A 19249-nucleotide genomic window follows, 5' to 3' on the forward strand; every position below is an offset into this window, starting at 1 on the left:
AGGTTATTCCTTACTTGGCTCGTCGATTACCGGGAAGCCAGTTCGGCGGCCTTGTCGGCGCCTTCGTCCATTGTCTGCGCAAGTGTGATCAGCGGATGCGCGGCATCGACCAGGATCTTGCGGCCCTCGTCGACCTTGTTGCCGTCGAGACGGACGACCAGCGGCTTGTTCGCCTCGGAGCCGAGGATTTCCAGCGCCTTCACGATGCCGTTGGCGACCGCGTCACACGCGGTGATGCCACCGAAGACGTTCACGAACACGCTCTTGACCTGCGCGTCGTTCAGAATGACATCCAGGCCGGCGGCCATGACCTCGGCCGAGGCGCCACCGCCGATGTCGAGGAAGTTGGCGGGCTTGACGCCGCCGTGGTTCTCGCCCGCGTAGGCGACCACGTCGAGCGTGGACATGACCAGACCGGCACCATTGCCGATGATGCCGACCTCACCGTCGAGCTTGACGTAGTTGAGGTCGTTTTCCTTGGCCTTGAGCTCGAGCGGGTCGGTCGCATCCTTGTCCGCGAACGCCTCGTGGTCCGGGTGCCGGAACGCGGCGTTCTCGTCGAGGGTGACCTTGCCGTCGAGGGCCAGGATCTGGTTGTCGGGGGTGCGAACCAGCGGGTTGACCTCCACCAGGGTGGCGTCTTCGCCGACGAACACCTCCCACAGCTTCTGGATGGTCACGGCCGCCGCGTCCAGCACGTCGGCGGGCAGGTGGCCCTGCTCGGCGATCGAGCGGGCGAACGCGAGATCGACACCCTTGACGGCGTCGACCGGGACCTTGGCCAGCCGCTCCGGCTTGGTGGCGGCGACCTCTTCGATCTCCATGCCGCCTTCGACCGAGCACATGGCCAGGTAGGTGCGGTTGGAACGATCCAGCAGGAAGGAGATGTAGTACTCCTCCGCGATGTCCTTGGCCTCGGCGACCAGGAGCTTCTTCACGATGTGGCCCTTGATATCCAGGCCGAGGATGTTCTGCGCATGAGTAAGCGCGTCGTCCGGGGTGGCGGCGTACTTGACGCCACCCGCCTTGCCGCGGCCGCCCACCTTGACCTGCGCCTTGATCATTACCGGCTTGCCGATTTCCTCCGCGATGGCGCGGGCTTCCTCGACCGTGTCCGTCACGCGGCCCTCGGACGAAGGCACTCCGTGCTTAACGAAGAGCTCCTTCGCCTGGTATTCGAAGAGATCCATGTACTCACCGTCTCGTCTGCGTTGCTATGACAACGTCTTTGTTGGCGGCCCGACGTCGGAAGCGGGTCGGGTCGGACTCTAACCAGTCACATGGACGGCCAAACGGCCACATTCATCGTAAGTGGCGCAGGTCACGGGCCAGTGCCCAGGCCGGAAAAACCGCTGGCCAACACTACTCGTGAGTAGCTTTTTGGCGGTGCGCCAGGTAGACCAGCCGAACACCGAAATGGGAGCCGTCTACTACAGGTTGTCGTCGAATGACCTCACCCGAGTGCCCACCCCCCGGTGCGATATTCCGTAGTGTTACCGTGATCAATCTCACATGTTTGAATTGATCGCTCGCAGCGCTTGCGGACCCCGCAATCGTTTCGTTACCGTCAATGCGGTCGATGTCACAACACGGTCACGACTAGGAGGACGGCAAGCTTGACGCAGCACAGCACTCCGCACACGGAGAGCCGTTCCGCAGATAACCCGTCAACGCCCCATCGGGGTAGGGATCTCGACACCGCGAACATCTCCAGCTTCATGATGTGGCACAGCCGATGAATCATCGCTCGACCCTCCCTTCTTCCCATCGAGTTCGCTCCGGCCATCGTTACCGGCCCGATGACGAACCGTTCGACGGTTACGCCGATCAGAGCAGACGCGACGCCCCGGCAGCCGACGCCAGGTACGCGGCCCCCGCCGCCGGAGCGCATGCTGGATACGAGTTCCAGCCCGCCGGCGACCACCGCGACGACTCCTGGTCCGCGAACGATGCATGGTCGCAACAGGAATGGTCGCAACAGGATTCGTGGTCCGACGGCGGCGCGTGGTCGGCCGAGGAAGCGTGGGCGCCCGCCGCCGACAACTCCTGGACGCCCGAGACCCATAACACTTGGACGCCCGAGACCAACAACACTTGGACGCCCGAAACCGGCGACGCCTGGACACCCCCCGCCGACGACTCGTGGACACCCGATACGGGTGATTCCTGGGCCGCCGATGCGGACGACTCGTGGGAACACGAGCACGAGGCGGAGGCCGTCGAATCTCGCGCCGTTCCCACTGTCATCCCCGGGCGCCGTTCGCAGCGCCGCGGCGGCGCACATCGAGTGCCCGCGCCGCCGACCGCGCTCAAAGGACGTGCCGCGGTCGTCGCTGTCGCGGCCGGCGCGGTCGTCGCCGCAGGCCAGGCCGCGTTCGCCGCACCCGAACAGCCTTCGGCGACTGTCGACTACGAGGCCGCCGGTCAGATTCACGAGATCGCCGCGCAGTCGATGAGCGTGACCGACCCCACTGCCGCACCGGATTCGCCTCAGGTGCTCAACGTCTCGGCCCCGAGCAACCTGGGCCAGTTCAACGACATCCTGCAAAAGGGGCAGAAGTACGCCGAGGACCTCGCCGCTGAAGAAGCCGCCAAACTGCGCCCGCTGTTCACAAAGTTCGCGGCGGGCAATTTCACCTCCGGCTACGGTGCCCGCTGGGGCGTCCAGCACCTCGGCATCGATATCGCGGGTCCGATCGGAACCCCGATCGTCGCGGTCGCCGACGGCACGGTCATCGAGGCGGGCCCGGCCAGCGGATTCGGCATGTGGGTACGGCTGCTGCACGATGACGGCACCGTCACCATCTACGGCCACATCGACACCGCAACAGTGTCACAGGGCCAGCGAGTCCTGGCGGGCGATCAGATTGCCACCATCGGTAACCGCGGCTTTTCCACCGGCCCGCATTGCCACTTCGAGGTATGGCTCAACGGCCATGACAAGATCGACCCGCTGCCCTGGCTCGCCACCCGCGGCATCAGCCTCGGCCAACAGCGCGACTGACTCGGCGGCCGCTCGCCCCTGTACGCGGCCGCTCACCGGCGGGTTAACGCCGCACTCGGACCGGCATCGTGAAAGACGGTGGTGAACACACGGCCCTCCGGACCCAAGAAACCCCGGCGCGTGGCCGGGGTTCACCAGGTGGGTCACATACAGGCAAAAGAGCTCCAATCCCGTTGGGTCGGAGGTCAGGACAAATTCATTCCCTCGGACGGATAGTATTACAAGGGATTCGGGTGGCTGGTGCCGCGATTATGCGGGTGCTCATTGCTGGACTTTCGTAACGCGGGCGGATCGCGGGCTACCCTGAGCCCTACTTGAAGGGATCAGGGGCCGGTGTCCCCGTGAGATCCTTCCAGGCCTGGTCCAGGCCTTTTCCGTAATAGTCGCGATATCCGCCGGGATTATCACGCAGATGGTCGGCGAGCAGGCCGACGGCAGCCTGTCTGGTCAGATCACCGGCGGCGTAACCGGCGTAGGAAGCCTTGGTGACATCGTCGGCGTTGCCGATATCCGGCCCGCCGTTGTCGAGGATTTCCCGCCGCGCCCGGGCGGTCGCAAATCCCGCATTGGACTCACCCAAATACGCCTTGTACATATATTTTGCGTGCCACTCCCAATACTGTTCGCCGGGGAGGGGCGCATCGACCGAATAGCTGTATTCGGAGCCGGCGGTGGCGTGGCCGGTCTCATGCGCCAATCGCGCTGTGGTCAGCAGCGGATCGTTCTTTCCATCCACGTTGAGGAGGATCTTCTTCTCGCCTCCGAAGGTATAACCACCGGCGTCGATCGAGCTGTAGCCTATCGTCCAGCCCGCAGCCCGAAGTTCCCGCAGATCCTTCGACAAGGCCGGCGACATCGCGACCAGCCGGTCCACCTCCGGTCCCAGCTGCGCCGAGTCGTCACCCGGTACGCGGTCATCACCCGGTACGCGGTCGTCGATGAGTGCGTCCGCGAGTTCGTTGCCGAGCTCGGGCCCGATGTCGAGACCGATACCTACACCCACGCCCAAGGCGGCAGCTTTCACCAGAATCTGTAGTCGGGCGTCGGCGTCGGCCAGGCTTGCGCCGCCGGAGCGCAGGCCGGAATCGGTCGCACGGTAGCGCGTCGAGAGCGCCGTAGCGGCGTCGCGGAACGCGGAGGCCAGGGCCCGTGTGGCAGCCTGAACGCTCTCGGCGATCGATGTCCTCATCCTGCGTTGGCCGCCGACACTCGAGAGGCGCCGCCTGCACGGTTGTGTTCGGTCGTGACCGCGGCGTCCATGGGTGAGCCGATCATCATCAGGATCGGCTCCTCGCGGAGCTGTTCTGCTCGGCGTATGTCGTAGGCGATTTCGGCGTCGGGGGTGAGGGCTTCAGTTCGGTCATGGTGACCGCTCCTTCTGGTCGGTTGTTCGTACAGACGAACCGGGGCATCGAAATTCGTCGGCCCTGTCCGCAGCGACTGAAGGAACCCCCTGGCAAGGGCGCGACGGCCTCGATCCGTGATTTTTTGACGATCCTGGCGATCTGCCTGTGCTGACTGTTCGGCCGCTCTCACCGATGACGAACTTCAGCCACCGGCACTCCATGTTTCGGTGATCATGGCTTCACGTCGCAGACTGCTCGCCATCGGCCGCGCCGCCCTTGGACTCGACCCGGAGGTCAGGTTGCCGAATGTAATCCTGGTGGCCGCCACGACTTCCCGGTCCGTAACCGCGAACTGATGACGGCGCTGCGCGAGTCCGGGTTTCCGCTTCCAATACCCAAAGGCTGGAAAAACACTCGGCGATCCGCTGCCCCGCTGATCAAGATGGACAGCCAGATCGCAGAAAGCTGCCGCTCGACCAACAACGACCCCCACGACAGCGAAGTGGCACTGCCAGCGCTGTCAGAGTGCTCGCACAGCCACAGCTCGACAGTCTCGACGCACCGAACGGACACGTCGAATCACCTCGGGGCGACTACTTGTCACCCTTCGACCAGCAGAGCGGTTGGCAGCCGCTCTCAGAGCTTGACCAGAGTCCGGCTGTATTGCGGGATCAGGCGGATCTTTCCGGCGGTGCCGAAATCGATGGTCACGGTGGCCAACGGCCCGAAGCCCTCGGCCGCGACAACTCGGCCGAGGCCGTATTTGTCGTCGGTCACTCGATCACCAACGGCAAGTACGAGATTGGTGTTGTTTCGGGTGGCGCCGCCGGGTGCGGGGCGACGGGGGCCGCGGTCACCGCGCACACCCGGGCGCTGCTCGTTCCAGCCGTCGCCTCGGGTCCAGTCCCGTTCCACGCTGTCGTCGTCCCCGCGACGCCGGATGCTGCGGGTCAGCGGTGAGCCGCTCGGCTCCAGCCGCTTCCAGTCGATGAGGTGGCTCGGAATCTCTTGCAGGAAGCGAGATTCCGGGTTAGAGACGGGTTGTCCCCAGCCGGAACGGACCACCGCGCGCGACAGGTACAACCGTTGCCTGGCCCTGGTGATGCCGACGTAGGCGAGGCGGCGTTCCTCGGCGAGCTCGGTGGGATCGCCGAGCGCCCGCATGTGCGGGAACTGGCCGTCCTCCCAACCCGTCACGAACACAACGGGGAACTCCAGCCCCTTGGCGGTATGCAGAGTCATCATCGTGACCACGCCAGCGCCCTCGTCGGGAATCTGATCGGTATCGGCCACCAGGGAGACCCGCTCCAGGAAGGCCGCGAGCGAACCGGGATCCGGCTCACCGTCGGCCGCCTCCGGCACCAGGCCCTCCGCGCGGGCCGCGGCGGCGTTGTTGTAGGCCTCTGAGCTGAATTCCCTTGCGACGCTGACCAATTCGTTCAGGTTGTCCAGTCGAGCACCGTCCTGCGGGTCGTCGGACGCCGCCAGCTCGGCGCGATAGCCGGTGCGCTCCAGCACCGCGTCGACCACATTCCCGACATCCGGGAAGTCGAGCTCGGCCTGCTCCCCCGCCGCCCGAATCTGCTCGAGCAGCTCGAGGAATCCGGCGATCGCACGCTGGGCGCGGGTGTTCAGCAGTGCGACCTTGCCCTCGGCGGCATCGCGCAGCGCTGCGGCAAAACCGATGTCGCGCTGTTCGGCGTGCACGGCCACGCACGCCTCGGCGCGGTCACCGATGCCCCGGCGTGGGGTGTTGAGAATCCGGCGCAGGCTCACCGCGTCGTCAGGGTTCTCCAGCACACGCAGGTAGGCGACGATGTCGCGCACCTCTTTGCGCTCGTAGAAGCGGACGCCGCCGACCACCTTGTACGGCAGGCCCATTCGAATGAAGATTTCTTCCAGCGCACGCGAGTTGTTGTTGGTGCGATAGAAGACCGCGACGTCGCCGTAGGTGGCTTCCTCGGCGTCCACCAGCCGGTCGATCTCGCGGGCGACGAAGGAGGCCTCGTCGTGCTCGTTGTCGGCGACGTAGCCGGTGATCAGATCACCTTCGCCGGAATCGGTCCACAGCCGCTTGTCGCGACGGTTCTCGTTGCGCGAGATCACCGCGTTCGCGGCCGAAAGGATGTGCTGGGTGGACCGGTAATTCTGTTCCAGCAGAATAGTTTCGGCATCGGGGAAGTCACGTTCGAATTCCTCGATATTGCGGATGGTCGCGCCGCGGAAGGCGTAGATGGACTGGTCCGCGTCACCGACCACGCACAGTTCGCTCGGCGCCGCCGCGTCCGGTGCCTCGCCGTCGCCGGATTCCGCTGCCTCGGTGTGGTGTCCTACCAGCTCACGTACCAGGATGTACTGCGCGTGGTTGGTGTCCTGATACTCGTCGACGAGTACGTGCCGGAAGCGGCGCCGGTAATACTCCGCGACCTGAGGGTGGTTTTGCAGCAGCGCCACCGTCTCGCCGATCAGGTCGTCGAAATCCATTGCGTTCGCCGCGCGCAGTCGGCGCTGATATTCGGTGTAGACCCTGGCGACGAGACCCGGCAATTCGGTCTCGTCGGATTCGGCGTCCGTCGTTGCCCGCGCGGGCCCGATGAGCTCGTTCTTCAGATTCGAGATGGCGGTCGAGAGTAGCCGCGCCGAGTATTTCTTCACATCGATGTCGAAGTCGCGGCTGATCATCGTGAGCAGTCGCCGCGAATCGTCGGCATCGTAGATGGAGAAATTCGAATTCAGACCGGGCAGCAGGGCCGACTGCATGCGCAGTATGCGCACACAGCTGGAGTGGAAGGTGGAAACCCACATATTGTTGGCGCGTGGGCCGACCAGCCCGATGACGCGTTCCCGCATCTCCGCAGCAGCCTTGTTGGTGAAGGTGATGGCCAGGATCTGGCCGGGCGTCGCGCCGCGCGCGGCCAGCAGGTAGGCGATGCGCCTGGTCAGCACGGCGGTCTTGCCCGAGCCCGCGCCCGCGACGATCAGCAGCGGCGCGCCGGTGTGCACGACCGCGGCGCGCTGTTGCGGGTTGAGGCCCTCGAGCAGCCGCTCGGCCTCCTCGGCCTTGCGTTGCTCCCTTTCGAGGCGGCGCTGTTCGGGGGACTGCGCCGAATCCACGGCACGACCATCGTCGACCTGCGGTTCCTTGGCTGAGTCCTGGTGCCGAGTCTGCCCGGCCTGCATCTGGGGAGCCACCGTGATGTCCATCGTCCATCAACGCTACCGGCGGCTACCGACAGAGATGAAGTCCCCGTTCCCGTCGATGTCCGTTCACGGCGTGTCGGCGAACGATGAGTGAACAGCCGCAGCGTGTCCCGGGTGGCAAATCTGTGTCGGCACTCTCGGCAGATTCCCAAAATGAAGTGTTTTGCATTGCTTCGGACCCATGGCAGACTGGCGACATGATCTGCGCTCGAGGGATGTATCCGATACGGTTAACAGCCGGATATCGTGATGGCGGACCCCACGCCTGAGCGCCCGTCCGGGGGGACAATGCGACACCCATCAGGTCTGTTGCACGGTGAAAGAACCGATCGGTAACGAGCCTGGCTCACCCGCCGATCCATGTTCTGACACGAGGAGATGAATGATGAGCACGCCTGCCACGACGACCGGGTCCGACTCGGCTCTCCCGCACTCCGAGGCGGAGATCGAGAAGCTCCGCAAGGAGATCGACCAGCTCGACGCGGAAATCCTCGCCGCCATAAAGCGCCGAACCGAGATCTCCAGGATCATCGGACGCACGCGCATGGCTTCCGGCGGAACCCGCCTCGTGCACAGCCGTGAGATGAAGGTGCTCGAGCGCTTCAGTGAACTCGGCCAGGAGGGCCACACCCTCGCGATGCTGCTGCTGCGGCTCGGCCGCGGCCGCCTCGGCCACTGATCGCCTGCCCGCCGGGCTACCGACTGCCCGCCGCGCACGCGGCCCCAACACTCATGCGGCGATCGTAAGACCTCCGCATTCCCAAAGACCGCCCCGGGTGTTCACCCCCGGGGCGGTCGTTTCGCGTCCTGGACCGGCGCTCAGGTGAGCGCGATGTACTTGGTGGACAAGTACTCTTCGATGCCCTCGATACCGCCCTCTCGGCCGAAGCCAGAGGCCTTCACACCACCGAAGGGCGCGGCGGGGTCGGAGATCACGCCACGATTGACCCCGACCATGCCACTCTCCAAGCCCTCGGCGACGCGCAGCGCGCGATCGAGGTCGCGGGTGTAGACGTAGCTGACCAAACCGAATTCGGTGTCGTTGGCGGCAGCGAGTCCCTCGGCCTCGGTCTCGAATCCGACGATCGGGGCGACCGGCCCGAAAACCTCCTCGCGCAGGATTCTGGCGTGCGGTGGCACTTCGGTCAGGACAGTCGCGGGATAGAACCAGCCGGGACCGCCCGGCGCCTTGCCACCCAGCTGCACCTGCGCGCCCCCCGATACCGCGTCCTCGACGAGTTCGCTCACGATGTTCAGCTGATCCTCGCTGATCAGCGGGCCGAGTGTGGTGCCGGGGTCGGTGCCGGGACCGAGCGTGACGGTGCTCGACATGGTCTCGACGAACTTGGTGGTGAACTCCTCGAGCACGCCGCTCTGCACATGGAACCGGTTGGCCGCAGTGCATGCCTCGCCGCCGTTGCGCAGCTTGGCGAGCATCGCGCCCTGCACGGCCGCATCGATATCCGCATCGTCGAACACCACGAACGGCGCGTTGCCGCCGAGTTCCATCGAGGTACGCAACAGTCCGTGGGCCGACATCGCGACGAGCTTCTTACCGACCTCGGTCGATCCGGTGAAGGTGAGCTTGCGCAGGCGCGGATCGTCGAGCAGCGGCTGCGTGACGGCGCCGGAACGGCTGGTGGTGATCACCGAGAGCACACCGTGCGGCAGACCGGCCTCGCTGCACAGCTGCGCAAGCAGCAGCATGGTCAGCGGGGTGGCCGAAGCGGGCTTGACGATCATCGTGCAGCCTGCGGCGAGTGCGGGACCGATCTTGCGAGTCCCCATGGCCAGCGGGAAGTTCCACGGCGTGATCGCCAGACACGGCCCGACCGGCTGCTTGTGCACCATGATCCGGCCGGTGCCGGACGGCGCGTGCAGATAGCGCCCGTGCACACGCACGGCCTCTTCGCTGAACCAGCGGAAGAACTCGGCGCCATAGCGCACCTCGTTGCGACTCTCCGGCAGCGCCTTGCCCATTTCCAAGGTCATCAACAGTGCGAACTCCTCGGCGCGGGCGGTGATCGCCTCGAACACCGCACGCAGGATCTCGCCACGCTCCCGCGCCGAGGTCGCGGCCCAATCCGCCTGTGCCACGGCAGCCGCGTCGAGCGCGCGCACCGCGTCCGCCGGCGTCGCGTCCGCGACGTGCGTCAACACCTCCCCGGTGGCCGGATTGTGCACCTCGAAAGTGCCGCCCCCGGTGGCATCGACCGGCCCGCCGATCCACAACTGCGTCGGTACTGACTGAAGAAGTTCGCGTTCGGACACCATCTCGCCAGCCTATGCCGACCGATCGACCGATCGCCGGAGAAATCTCCCGCCGCCGAGCGGCTGCGCGGACCCAGACCCGGTGGCCGAGCGCCCAACACCCGCCCAAGTTTCCGTACCTTCCCTGCGCGGCGGATCGCGGGCTTGTACCCTCGGCGAACGTGAGCAGCGACATCACCGCATCGGCGGCATGGGGGAAACTGCACGATCACCACGGCGCGATCGCCGAGCGACACCTGCGCGAGTTCTTCGCCGAGGATCCGGCACGTGGCCGTGAGCTGACCGTTCAGGTTGCCGACCTGCACATCGACTACAGCAAGCACCGCGTCACGCGGGAAACCCTGGATCTGCTGGTTGAATTGGCGCGCGAGGCAGGCGTCGTCGAGCGCCGGGACGCGATGTTGCGCGGCGCGCATATCAACACCTCGGAGAACCGGGCGGTCGAGCACATCGCGCTGCGCCTGCCCGCCGGTGAATCACTGATCGTGGACGGCGCCGACGCGGTCGCCGAGGTGCACGAGGTGCTGCGGCGGATGGGCGAATTCACCGACTCGCTGCGCTCGGGCGAATGGCGCGGCGCGACCGGCGAACCGATCACTACGGTGGTCAATATCGGGATCGGCGGGTCGGATCTCGGACCCGAGATGGTCCATCGCGCACTACGCCACTACGCCGACGCCGGGATCGGCGCACGCTTCGTGTCGAATGTCGACCCCGCGGATCTGGTCGCGAAACTCGACGGCCTCGATCCGGCCACCACGCTGTTCATCGTTGCGTCCAAGACGTTCTCGACACTGGAGACCTTGACCAATGCCACCGCCGCGCGACGCTGGCTGGTGGCGGCACTCGGCGAGGACGCCGTCGCCAAGCACTTCGTCGCGGTGTCGACGAATGCCGAGCGGGTCACCGAATTCGGCATCGACACCGCGAACATGTTCGGGTTCTGGGACTGGGTCGGCGGCCGCTACTCGGTGGATTCCGCGATCGGCCTTTCGGTGATGGCGACGATCGGCAAGGAACGTTTCGGCGAGTTCCTCGCCGGCATGCATGCCGTCGACCAGCATTTCGCGACCGCTCCGCTCGCGGCGAACGGTCCGGTGCTGCTCGGCCTGCTCGGGGTCTGGTACTCGAACTTCTTCGGCGCGGAATCCCGTGCGGTGCTGCCCTATTCGAACGACCTCGCGCGCTTTCCCGCCTACTTGCAGCAGTTGACCATGGAGTCCAACGGAAAGTCGGTGCGCGCCGACGGCACGCCGGTGACCACCTCGACCGGGGAAATCTTCTGGGGCGAACCGGGCACCAACGGCCAGCATGCCTTCTACCAGCTGCTGCACCAGGGCACCCGTCTGATCCCCGCGGATTTCATCGGATTCGCCCGTCCCACCGATGATCTGCCCACTCGTGACGGCACCGGCAGCATGCACGACATCTTGATGAGCAACCTGTTCGCCCAGACCAAGGTGCTCGCGTTCGGCAAGACCGCCGAGGAGATCGCCGCCGAAGGCACCGACCCGAAGGTGGTGCCGCACAAGGTGATGCCGGGCAACCGGCCGAGCACCAGCATCCTTGCCCCGCAACTGACTCCGTCGGTGGTCGGCCAACTGATCGCCCTGTACGAACATCAGGTCTTCGTCGAGGGCACCATCTGGGGCATCGACAGCTTCGACCAGTGGGGCGTCGAGCTGGGCAAACAGCAGGCCCTCGCGGTGGCGCCGCTGCTCACGTCCCCGGAAGAGCCCGAGCCCCAAGGGGATTCCTCCACCGACGCGCTGATCGGCTGGTATCGCGCCAACCGCTTCATCGGTCCATGATCGGCCCGAGTTCGCCGTCGAGCCGCAGTACTCGCCGAGGCGTTTCGACCCGGGCGAATGTCCGGGTATCGAGCCCTCAGGCGTCTGCGGTGTAGTAGCGACCCTCGCGCTGACAAAGCACGAGATCGGCGCGCGGCCTCGTGCCCGCGATCAGGTCGGCATTCGGCAGATCGCTGTCGCGCACCTTGAGCCGGGCGGCATCGGCGCTGCGCCCACCGCGAATATGGCGGCGTATCAGGCGCTGTGCGATCACGTCCCGATCGACGTCGAGGTACCACACTTCGTCGAGCAGCGGGCGCACCCGGCACCACGAGCTGGATTCGCGATCGTTCAGGAGCAGATAGTTGCCTTCGGTGATCGTGATCTGGTGCCCGTCGAAGACGACACCGGCCTGCGTCGGTTCCTCGATAGCGCGGTCGAAAGTCGGCCATGGCACCGCCTCGCCGATCGGGGTATCGCGCAGGCGGCGCAGCGTGTCGAGGTAGCCGTCGACGTCGAAGGTATGCGGTTCGCCCTTGCGCTCGATATCACCCGTCGCGCGCAACGCCGCGTTCGGCAAGTGGAAGCCGTCCATCGGTGCGATCTCGGCGATCAGCACGCCCGCTCGAATATTCAGCTCGTCCCGGATGGACTTCGACAGGGTGGACTTGCCCGCCCCCGGCGGCCCCGCGATACCGAGCACATACCGACGGGCGCACCCCGCCGCCCGTATCCGCAGGTGCTCCACGAGCGAGCGCACAGGCATTTCGACGGTAGTCCGCGTCATCGGAGCCACAGTACTCAGCCTGCGCACCGCTGCCCCGAATTTGCCCCCGTGGCCGGTGAAGTCGGCTATCGAAGTCGCTGCCGCACCTCGGCGGACAGCTCGGCCGCACCATCGCGCAGCGCCTCGGTGAAGATGCGCCGTGGCTCGGCGACACCGGCACCGGGTCGGTAGACGACGGCCGTGCCGCGCACCGCCGCGGGATGGTCGATGCGGACGAGCGCGATCGTCGGCGGCAGCACCGGCACCGCGATGCCGGGCACCACGGTGACGCCCAGACCCGCGGCGACCAGACCGAGCTTGGCAAACCAATCGCGTGCGACGAAGGCGATATCGGGCTCCCAGGTGGCGTCACCGAACGCACCGAGCAGTGTGCTGTTCGACTCGGTGCTGCCCGCGATCCAACGCTCGTTGCGCAACAACTCCGCGGGCGTAACGCTGACACGGTGCGCTAAAGCGTGGCCCGGCCCGACCGCGATGAGTAGCGGATCGTCGAGCAGCGATTCGAGCGCGAGGTCGCCGGGCAGGTTCGGTGTCGCGGTCACCACGGCCAGGTCCAGCCGACCCCGGGCGAGGGCGGCGAGCAGCCGCGGGCTTGTCCCCTCACGCAGCGGCACCCGGGCCAGCCGGTCGGATGTGGTGGCAATGGCCCTTGGTACCAGCGCCGCCATTGCGGTCGAGAACGCACCGACACGAAGCAGCGCAGGCGGACGCGCGACGAGGTCGTCGAGGTCGTGCCGCGCCGCGCCCACCCCGGCGAGCACCGTTTCCGCGTGCCGAAGGATGATCCGCCCCGCATCCGTGGGTCGGACCCCGCGGGCGTGTCGTTCGAACAACGTCCTGCCCGCAGCCTGCTCCATCAGGGCTATCTGTCTGGAAACGGCCGACTGCGTGTAGCCCAGATTCTCGGCCGCGGTCGAGAACGATCCACATCGGCCGGCTTCACGAACCACACGCAAGCCGATAATCGTGAATTCACCCATGCGGTCTACTCATACCAAATATGCGAGACTCTCGCTTGTTGCATGCCGAGGCCCTGCATACCGTCGAATCCATGAGTGCAACCGAAAACAAGAAACTGATCGAGCACATCTTCGACCAGATGGCACAGGGCAACACACGGGCATTGAGTGACGCAATGGCCGACGACTTCCGCTGGACTTTTCCGGGGAACTGGTCGTGGTCCGGCAGCTGGGAGCCGAAAACCATGGTGCTGAAGGAACTTCTGCGCCCGCTCATGGCGCAGTTCACCGAATACCGGAGCACAGCGGACTTCATCATTGCCGAAGACGACCGCGTCGTGGCACAGGTGCGCGGCCACGCGATAACAATTGGCGGCGAGCCGTACGAACAGACCTATTGCATGATTTTCCGACTCGCGGATGGTCAGCTCACCGAGCTGATCGAGCACTGCGACACCGCATTGGTCGAACGTGTACTCGAACTTCCGGTTCCCCGTGCCAGCATGTCAATTCCGGCGCCGGACCCAGGCTCTGCATCGGCGATGCCCTCGCCATGGCCTGAAGGCAGTTCGCGGTCACGATGATTCCGCGACGCTACCGGATTGTGTCGATTTCCCAGGCGACGATCGAGCCACGACCGCTGCTGCCCCTCAGCGCTGCGCGGCCGCTGGTCGTCGAGCTCGAACCCGCCGAGCGATAGCGCCGGGCTTTGCCGACACCTCCGCGGCGCCGACGACCCAGGCGAGCCGGATCGGGTTGTTCGGCACGACAAGCGCCGTGATGAACGTTCCACCAGGTAGGCGGTAACCGCTACCGCCGTGAGCGCAATATCCGTGGCGAGGCTGCCGACCGTCGGGACGAGCCGAGACGGCGAGACGCCCGACGGTCAGCACTCCGCGAGCGAGCGGATCACACCTCCATGTCCGCCTCGATGCCCTTGAGACGGTGCCGGGCCAGCGCAAGGTTCGCCCGGCCCCGGTCCAGGGCGAGGTAGAGGAACAGGCCCTGGGACTTACGGCCGGTCATCGGTCGGATGATGTGGTACTGGCCCGACAACGTGATGAGGATGTCCTCGATGGCCTCGTTGAGCCCCAGCTGCTCCATGGTGCGCAGCTTGGCGCGCACCACCTCGGTGTTGCCCGCGGCGGCGATCTGGAGGTCCAGGCCCTTGGAGCTGCCGAGCATCCCCAGCGCCATGCCACTGTCGTAGTCGACGACGGCAGCTCCGATCGCGCCGTCGATCACCATCATGTCTTTGAGCGCCAGATCCATATCGGACATGTTTGTTCCTTTCGATCGGTGTTCGTTGTCTAGCCTTATCCGGGGGCCGTCAGTTGGTCGGCGATCCTGCGCGCCACCGGGCGCGACTCCAGATGGAGCCGACCGACATTCACCTCAGGACCCGCCAGCACGGTCAGCGAGGCCCAGCTCGCCGCGTAGACCACCACGTACCCGCCGGTGCCGTGCACCACGACGTCATGGAACCCGCCATCGTGCGCGGTGGCGACCAGCCGATGCGACAGCGCCAGCTGCGAAGCCGCTAGCGCGGCAATCCCGGAGGGTTCGATGCGCGAGGGCAGATCGTGGGCGATGAGCAGCCCGTCACTGGACGCCACCAGCGTGCCGGTCAGCTGCGGGACGCGATCTCGCAGTGCCTTCAGCTCCGCCAGCACCACTGCGTTCGGTTCGGGTCCGGACATCGCCACCTTGGTCAACCTTCCCTTCAGTGCGTGACCGAGCAGTTTCCTTCGCGCGGTCACTCGAGCTCCTCCAAAGCTGCTCGCAGACGGACGAGCAGGGCCTTGTCGACCTGCTCCCATTCCGGTTCGGAAACCGGCCCGGCCCGCCGCGCCCGGCGTCGAGGTAGCGGCTCGGACTCGTCGACTTCACGGACGGCCGACACCGGCTCGGTGGCCTCGACCGGAGCGGGTGCCGCGACCGCAGGCTCGATCAGCCCCGCCACCGTCAGGTCCCGCACCGCCTTCAGGCAGCCATAGGTGGTGCGGCCGAGGTCGCGTGCGATCCCGGTGACGCTGCGCCGGGTGTCGGCGGCGGCCAGCACCTCAGCCTGGCCGCCGGTGAGCACCACGCGCCGCCGCCGCACACGGTGGACAGGCACGACGGGGGCGCGGTCGACCAACGTCGCAGGCCACGGCCCAGACTCCGGATCCCCACGCCGCGCGCACTCGTGAACGAGCGCGCGCGGAGTGATCTGGCAGACCGGCGCGAGCCAGTGGGGCGGCGCGGGCTGAAATTCGGGGACGGTGGGCGAGGCCAGCAGAAAATAGGCGGCGTCGAATACCGACAGCAACACCAGAGTTTCCAGCCGTGGCCGTCCCAACACATGGGTGGGATCCCCGTCCGCGGCTCGCCACCAGTCCTCCGTGGTTGCCACGCCCGCCTCCACGACAAGCCGGTCCAGCCCAGTGGTACGGCGGCAGTCGACGGATGCGATCGCGCCCTCGGCCAGATGAAACGCGCCGTCGCCCGCGCGCAACATGCCGGTACGCCTTTCCTTTTCGAGCCGTTGCAGTTCGCCCACGAGCTCAACGCTCATGATCATCCTCGGTCAATTCACGCAGAATTCCGCGGAGCTGGAACCGCGCCATCGCAAGATTCCCGGTGTCGTCGTCGAGCACAACGTGCAGGAAAAGCCGGCCGTCGAAGTCGCCGTTCACCAGATTCAACAGGTGATATGCGCGGGTTCCGCAGACGATGATCTCGGTGACGTCGTCACCGTCGCGGCCGGTCGCCAACGCTGTGCAGTCGAGCACCGCGCGGACCACATCGGTGGTGGTGGCGGCGGCCTCGTGCTGGTCCACCAGATCGTGCCGACCTGCCGCGGCGATCGCCAGACCACTCGCTCCGTCGACCAACGTCACGTTGCGAGCACCGGGAATGTCCATGACACGTTGCAGACAGCGGTCGATACCGATCACCGTGTTCTGGCCTGCCTTGTCGTGGTTTGGATTTCAGCAAACCAGACGCTACACACTGCGCCGACCGATGTACAGAAAAAACCGGAAAACCGTACTAAAAAACGTATATCCCCTGGAAACAGGCAGAGACTGGCGGCCGGAGCCGCCGGACATGAACTGCTGGAGGTCGAACAGACCGGCGATACGACGCCGGATGCGATGCAGCACTTGATGACGCGGGCACGGCAGCGCCCTCACACGGATCATCCCTGACCGATGCGGAGTCGGCTTTGCGGTGGCTCAATCGCTGCCGGGGTTCACCGCCGAAGCTCGTTGGCTGCGGTGCGCCCGTGAGCATCTGGTCGGCCAGGTTCCATATTCGCCCCATCAGTCCGTTACCACCAGCGCCGGCGGGGGCCGCGCTGGGACCGGCCTAGCGGGTGATCCGATGCCCGCCAGGTCCGGCGATTTTGGTCGACCCGAAAATCGTTGAGCGAAAGTCACTTCAAGACACTTCAAGGTCGATCCGGAGTGGCCGCCGGGCAACACGGCATCCCGCTGATTTGCGATAAGGGTTTCGCGGGAAGCGATTTCGAGACACTGGTGGGCGAGTACGGGATCACCATGGCCACTCCTGGGTGAACAAATAACTGATCCCGATGGCGACACTGCGGTGGATACCGATGGATTCTCAGGAACTCCAGGTTCGGACGATCGGCAGACGACCAACGAAAGCCGATGCCTGATTGCAAGAGCCACACTTGCGGCTTCACTATGCCGCGGGGGCGAAGGAGGACTCGACCCCCGCGCGGCCGGAGGTCGCTCATTAGCGTGAACTTCCCATCGGAGGCAAGAGTGAACCCCTCGCAGATCGATCACTTTTCCTAAACTCTGGTGGATGACACAGCCAACTCCCTGGCAGACCGGCAAAAATCCACCCGGGCAAGTCGACCCGCCCCAACCAACCGCACGCGGCGCACCACACCGTCGAGTCGAACTCCAGAACGCGATGACCGCACTCCGCCCACATCTGGCCCCGCTCCGCGGAAATTGGGGCTACGTGGTCGCCGCAGTTGGCAGCGTCATTACTTTCTTCGCACTGTTCCAACCGTGGGTAAACGCCACCGCGCTCGATGGCAGAATCAAAGCCACTCCCTTCGGGAAATTCGAAATATCCAGCTCCCTCGTTGCCCTGTGGTCGGGAGCGCCACCGCAACAAGCCAAAGTCAACGGCACGTGGGCCGTCCTGGCCTGTGTCGCCATCGCCGTCACCTTGTTCGCCGTGGCTATTAATCTTCGGGCACGCACCACGGCCCTATCACATGTGGCCGCAGGCTCCTCGGTGGCCATGGCGCTATTCATTGCCTTCGCTCTTGTCCATATGAACGGCAAAGCACCCGAATTGCGGGCCATGCTCGGATACGGACGGCCGACGGATCTGGGCAGCCAAATCGGCCTGCTGATGCGCTGGGCCTCCGGCAACGGCAAGTACCCGATGCCCGGCATCCGCCAGGTTTCGATCACCACCGCCAGCCTCACCGCGTGGGCATGGTTCGCCGCGGCCACCGCAGTGGTTTCGGCTGTCGCGGCCATCGCCCAGTGGGTCCGCAACCGCCCTGCCGGACCCATCCAGATACCGTTGCAGATTCCGCTGCGCATGCCGATCGTCATTACGCGGCCGGCTCCGGCAGCTGCGCCTGCCCCCACTCCCGACTCCGCACCCGACCCCACTGCAGCGCCCCCGCCCGACCCACCCACGTGACAGGAGAATCTCCCGCGCGGTGACCCCACCGGATGGACGCGCCCACCGATCCGAGCTTCCCACCGGCGGTGAGTTCGACCCGAACCACAACGTGGGATGACTTCTAGACTTGGACCGATGGTGCAGCCGACGCCCTGGCAAGCGGGCAAAACTCCACAGGCGCAGGCTGTTTCGCCCAGCCGAGCAGCAGGCGGTGCGCCACGACGTCAGGTCGACGTCGCGAACGCGCTTGCCACGGTCCGCCCGCTACTTGTCGCGCTCCGACCGGTACTCGTCCTGTGCCGGGGCAGTTGGGGCTACCTGATCGCCGCGATCGGAAGCATCATCACGCTGTATTCGCTGTTCCAGCCGTGGGTCAACGCTTCCTCGACCGACGGCAAGATCAAAGCCACCCCGTTCGGCAAGTTCGAGATATCCAGCTCCCTTGTGGCCCTGTGGTCGGGATCGCCACCGCCTGCCGCGAAGATCAACGGCACCTGGGCTGTTCTCGCGTGCATCACCATCGCTGTCATCTGCGTCGCCGCAGTAGTGAATCTGAGGGCGCGCACTCAGGCGCTTTCGACCTTGGTGATGGGTGCCTCGATAGCCCTGTCGCTTTTCGTCGTCTTCGCCTTGGTCCACATGAACGGCAAAGCTCCCGACGTACGGAACATGGTCGGAAACGGCCCCGCACGGGATCTGGGCAGCCAGGTCGGCATGATAGTGCGCTGGGCCTCCGGCAACAGCGGCTACGCGCTACCCGGCGTCCGCAGATACACCTGGACTACCGCCGGTCTTACCTCTTGGGCATGGTTCGCCGGTGCGATGGCGGTGGTTTCGGCCGTGGCCGCAATCGCCCAGTGGGTACGCAATCGCCCGTCCGGACCCATCCAGATACCGCTGCGCATGCCCATCGTCATTACGCGACCATCGTCTGGTGCCACCCCCGCGGAGCCGGCTCCTGCGCCGCAACAGCCGTCGACTTCCCCGCAGCCTGCTCCCGAGCCTCAGCAGACATCGCCGGCCCCTCAGCAGGCGTCTACCGAAGCCGCCACGCAGCAGGCACCCGCCGGGTCTGCGCCCCAGCCGGCGGCCCCCGATCCTGCCACCAAACGGCCATCTCCCGACCCCGATCAAACCAACTGACCCACTCGAGCTTTCGACCACGCCCCGGCACACTTCTCTGCGCATGAGCAAACGACGTGATCGCGGGGACGCTGGTCGAGCAGTTA

The 19249-nt window shown here is 65.8% G+C and carries 17 protein-coding genes; 7 read left to right on the forward strand and 10 right to left on the reverse strand.

Features of this window, described 5'->3' with window-relative positions:
• Positions 1 to 26 precede the first annotated feature (26 nt).
• On the reverse strand, positions 27 to 1190 hold the full coding sequence (sucC, locus tag AB0M74_RS24650; RefSeq protein WP_366528642.1) for an ADP-forming succinate--CoA ligase subunit beta: 1164 nt from the start codon (positions 1188 to 1190) through the stop codon (positions 27 to 29).
• Positions 1191 to 1735: 545 nt separating this feature from the next.
• Here sucC and AB0M74_RS24655 point away from each other — a divergent pair.
• Positions 1736 to 3004 carry a M23 family metallopeptidase gene (locus AB0M74_RS24655; RefSeq protein ID WP_366528643.1) on the forward strand — a complete coding sequence of 423 codons (1269 nt, stop codon included), beginning with the start codon at positions 1736 to 1738 and terminating at the stop codon, positions 3002 to 3004.
• Between the two features lie 310 nt (positions 3005 to 3314).
• On the opposite strand, the gene AB0M74_RS24660 is transcribed toward AB0M74_RS24655, so the two are convergent.
• A complete protein-coding gene (locus tag AB0M74_RS24660; RefSeq protein WP_366528644.1) occupies positions 3315 to 4193 on the reverse strand; it encodes a hypothetical protein in 879 nt (292 codons plus the stop codon).
• Positions 4194 to 4986: 793 nt separating this feature from the next.
• On the reverse strand, positions 4987 to 7554 hold the full coding sequence (pcrA, locus tag AB0M74_RS24665) for a DNA helicase PcrA (protein WP_366528645.1): 2568 nt from the start codon (positions 7552 to 7554) through the stop codon (positions 4987 to 4989).
• Between the two features lie 382 nt (positions 7555 to 7936).
• Here pcrA and AB0M74_RS24670 point away from each other — a divergent pair, with 382 nt between their 5' ends.
• On the forward strand, positions 7937 to 8230 hold the full coding sequence (locus AB0M74_RS24670) for a chorismate mutase (protein WP_328413435.1): 294 nt from the start codon (positions 7937 to 7939) through the stop codon (positions 8228 to 8230).
• Between the two features lie 140 nt (positions 8231 to 8370).
• Here AB0M74_RS24670 and AB0M74_RS24675 read toward each other — a convergent pair whose 3' ends face one another.
• On the reverse strand, positions 8371 to 9825 hold the full coding sequence (locus tag AB0M74_RS24675; protein ID WP_366528646.1) for an NAD-dependent succinate-semialdehyde dehydrogenase: 1455 nt from the start codon (positions 9823 to 9825) through the stop codon (positions 8371 to 8373).
• A 158-nt stretch (positions 9826 to 9983) separates the two neighbouring features.
• On the opposite strand from AB0M74_RS24675, the gene pgi reads away from it, so the two are divergent.
• On the forward strand, positions 9984 to 11633 hold the full coding sequence (gene pgi / locus AB0M74_RS24680) for a glucose-6-phosphate isomerase (protein ID WP_366528647.1): 1650 nt from the start codon (positions 9984 to 9986) through the stop codon (positions 11631 to 11633).
• A 76-nt stretch (positions 11634 to 11709) separates the two neighbouring features.
• On the opposite strand, the gene AB0M74_RS24685 is transcribed toward pgi, so the two are convergent.
• Positions 11710 to 12399: a nucleoside/nucleotide kinase family protein gene (locus AB0M74_RS24685; protein ID WP_366528648.1), complete on the reverse strand. Its 690-nt coding sequence runs from the start codon at positions 12397 to 12399 to the stop codon at positions 11710 to 11712.
• A 65-nt stretch (positions 12400 to 12464) separates the two neighbouring features.
• Positions 12465 to 13379 carry a LysR family transcriptional regulator gene (locus tag AB0M74_RS24690; RefSeq protein WP_366528649.1) on the reverse strand — a complete coding sequence of 305 codons (915 nt, stop codon included), beginning with the start codon at positions 13377 to 13379 and terminating at the stop codon, positions 12465 to 12467.
• Positions 13380 to 13417: 38 nt separating this feature from the next.
• Here AB0M74_RS24690 and AB0M74_RS24695 point away from each other — a divergent pair, with 38 nt between their 5' ends.
• The gene (locus tag AB0M74_RS24695; RefSeq protein WP_366528650.1) at positions 13418 to 13942 is read left to right on the forward strand and encodes a nuclear transport factor 2 family protein; all 525 of its coding nucleotides are present in this window, start codon (positions 13418 to 13420) and stop codon (positions 13940 to 13942) included.
• Positions 13943 to 14267: 325 nt separating this feature from the next.
• Here AB0M74_RS24695 and AB0M74_RS24700 read toward each other — a convergent pair whose 3' ends face one another.
• Genes AB0M74_RS24700 through AB0M74_RS24715 form a run of 4 tightly spaced genes read right to left on the reverse strand, consistent with a single transcriptional unit; the run spans position 14268 to position 16264 of the window.
• Positions 14268 to 14639: a hypothetical protein gene (locus AB0M74_RS24700; protein WP_366528651.1), complete on the reverse strand. Its 372-nt coding sequence runs from the start codon at positions 14637 to 14639 to the stop codon at positions 14268 to 14270.
• A 35-nt stretch (positions 14640 to 14674) separates the two neighbouring features.
• Positions 14675 to 15118, reverse strand: coding sequence for a roadblock/LC7 domain-containing protein (locus tag AB0M74_RS24705; protein WP_366528652.1), 444 nt, complete (start codon positions 15116 to 15118; stop codon positions 14675 to 14677).
• Positions 15115 to 15915, reverse strand: a complete 801-nt coding sequence (locus AB0M74_RS24710) for a hypothetical protein (protein ID WP_366528653.1) — start codon at positions 15913 to 15915, stop codon at positions 15115 to 15117. Before AB0M74_RS24710 ends, AB0M74_RS24705 begins: the two co-directional genes overlap by 4 nt.
• Positions 15905 to 16264: a hypothetical protein gene (locus tag AB0M74_RS24715; RefSeq protein ID WP_366528654.1), complete on the reverse strand. Its 360-nt coding sequence runs from the start codon at positions 16262 to 16264 to the stop codon at positions 15905 to 15907. Before AB0M74_RS24715 ends, AB0M74_RS24710 begins: the two co-directional genes overlap by 11 nt.
• A gap of 6 nt (positions 16265 to 16270) precedes the next feature.
• On the opposite strand from AB0M74_RS24715, the gene AB0M74_RS24720 reads away from it, so the two are divergent.
• The 3 genes from AB0M74_RS24720 (at position 16271) to AB0M74_RS24730 (ending at position 19163) form a co-directional block, all read left to right on the forward strand.
• Positions 16271 to 16549 carry a hypothetical protein gene (locus AB0M74_RS24720; RefSeq protein WP_366528655.1) on the forward strand — a complete coding sequence of 93 codons (279 nt, stop codon included), beginning with the start codon at positions 16271 to 16273 and terminating at the stop codon, positions 16547 to 16549.
• 625 nt (positions 16550 to 17174) lie between these two features.
• Positions 17175 to 18038 carry a hypothetical protein gene (locus AB0M74_RS24725; RefSeq protein ID WP_366528656.1) on the forward strand — a complete coding sequence of 288 codons (864 nt, stop codon included), beginning with the start codon at positions 17175 to 17177 and terminating at the stop codon, positions 18036 to 18038.
• Positions 18039 to 18155: 117 nt separating this feature from the next.
• Positions 18156 to 19163 carry a hypothetical protein gene (locus AB0M74_RS24730; RefSeq protein WP_366528657.1) on the forward strand — a complete coding sequence of 336 codons (1008 nt, stop codon included), beginning with the start codon at positions 18156 to 18158 and terminating at the stop codon, positions 19161 to 19163.
• The last annotated feature ends 86 nt before the right edge of the window (positions 19164 to 19249 follow it).

Source organism: Nocardia sp. NPDC051463, assembly GCF_040681975.1.
Lineage (GTDB): Bacteria > Actinomycetota > Actinomycetes > Mycobacteriales > Mycobacteriaceae > Nocardia.

Coding starts and splice junctions, on each gene's coding strand:
- AB0M74_RS24670 (WP_328413435.1), top strand. CDS start 7,937: ATGAGCACGCCTGCCACGACGACCGGGTCCGACTCGGCTCTCCCGCAC.
- AB0M74_RS24655 (WP_366528643.1), top strand. CDS start 1,736: ATGAATCATCGCTCGACCCTCCCTTCTTCCCATCGAGTTCGCTCCGGC.
- AB0M74_RS24730 (WP_366528657.1), top strand. CDS start 18,156: ATGGTGCAGCCGACGCCCTGGCAAGCGGGCAAAACTCCACAGGCGCAG.
- AB0M74_RS24725 (WP_366528656.1), top strand. CDS start 17,175: ATGACACAGCCAACTCCCTGGCAGACCGGCAAAAATCCACCCGGGCAA.
- pcrA (WP_366528645.1), bottom strand. CDS start 7,554: ATGGACATCACGGTGGCTCCCCAGATGCAGGCCGGGCAGACTCGGCAC.
- AB0M74_RS24700 (WP_366528651.1), bottom strand. CDS start 14,639: ATGTCCGATATGGATCTGGCGCTCAAAGACATGATGGTGATCGACGGC.
- AB0M74_RS24715 (WP_366528654.1), bottom strand. CDS start 16,264: ATGGACATTCCCGGTGCTCGCAACGTGACGTTGGTCGACGGAGCGAGT.
- AB0M74_RS24690 (WP_366528649.1), bottom strand. CDS start 13,379: ATGGGTGAATTCACGATTATCGGCTTGCGTGTGGTTCGTGAAGCCGGC.
- AB0M74_RS24710 (WP_366528653.1), bottom strand. CDS start 15,915: ATGAGCGTTGAGCTCGTGGGCGAACTGCAACGGCTCGAAAAGGAAAGG.
- AB0M74_RS24675 (WP_366528646.1), bottom strand. CDS start 9,825: ATGGTGTCCGAACGCGAACTTCTTCAGTCAGTACCGACGCAGTTGTGG.
- AB0M74_RS24660 (WP_366528644.1), bottom strand. CDS start 4,193: ATGAGGACATCGATCGCCGAGAGCGTTCAGGCTGCCACACGGGCCCTG.
- AB0M74_RS24685 (WP_366528648.1), bottom strand. CDS start 12,399: ATGACGCGGACTACCGTCGAAATGCCTGTGCGCTCGCTCGTGGAGCAC.
- sucC (WP_366528642.1), bottom strand. CDS start 1,190: ATGGATCTCTTCGAATACCAGGCGAAGGAGCTCTTCGTTAAGCACGGA.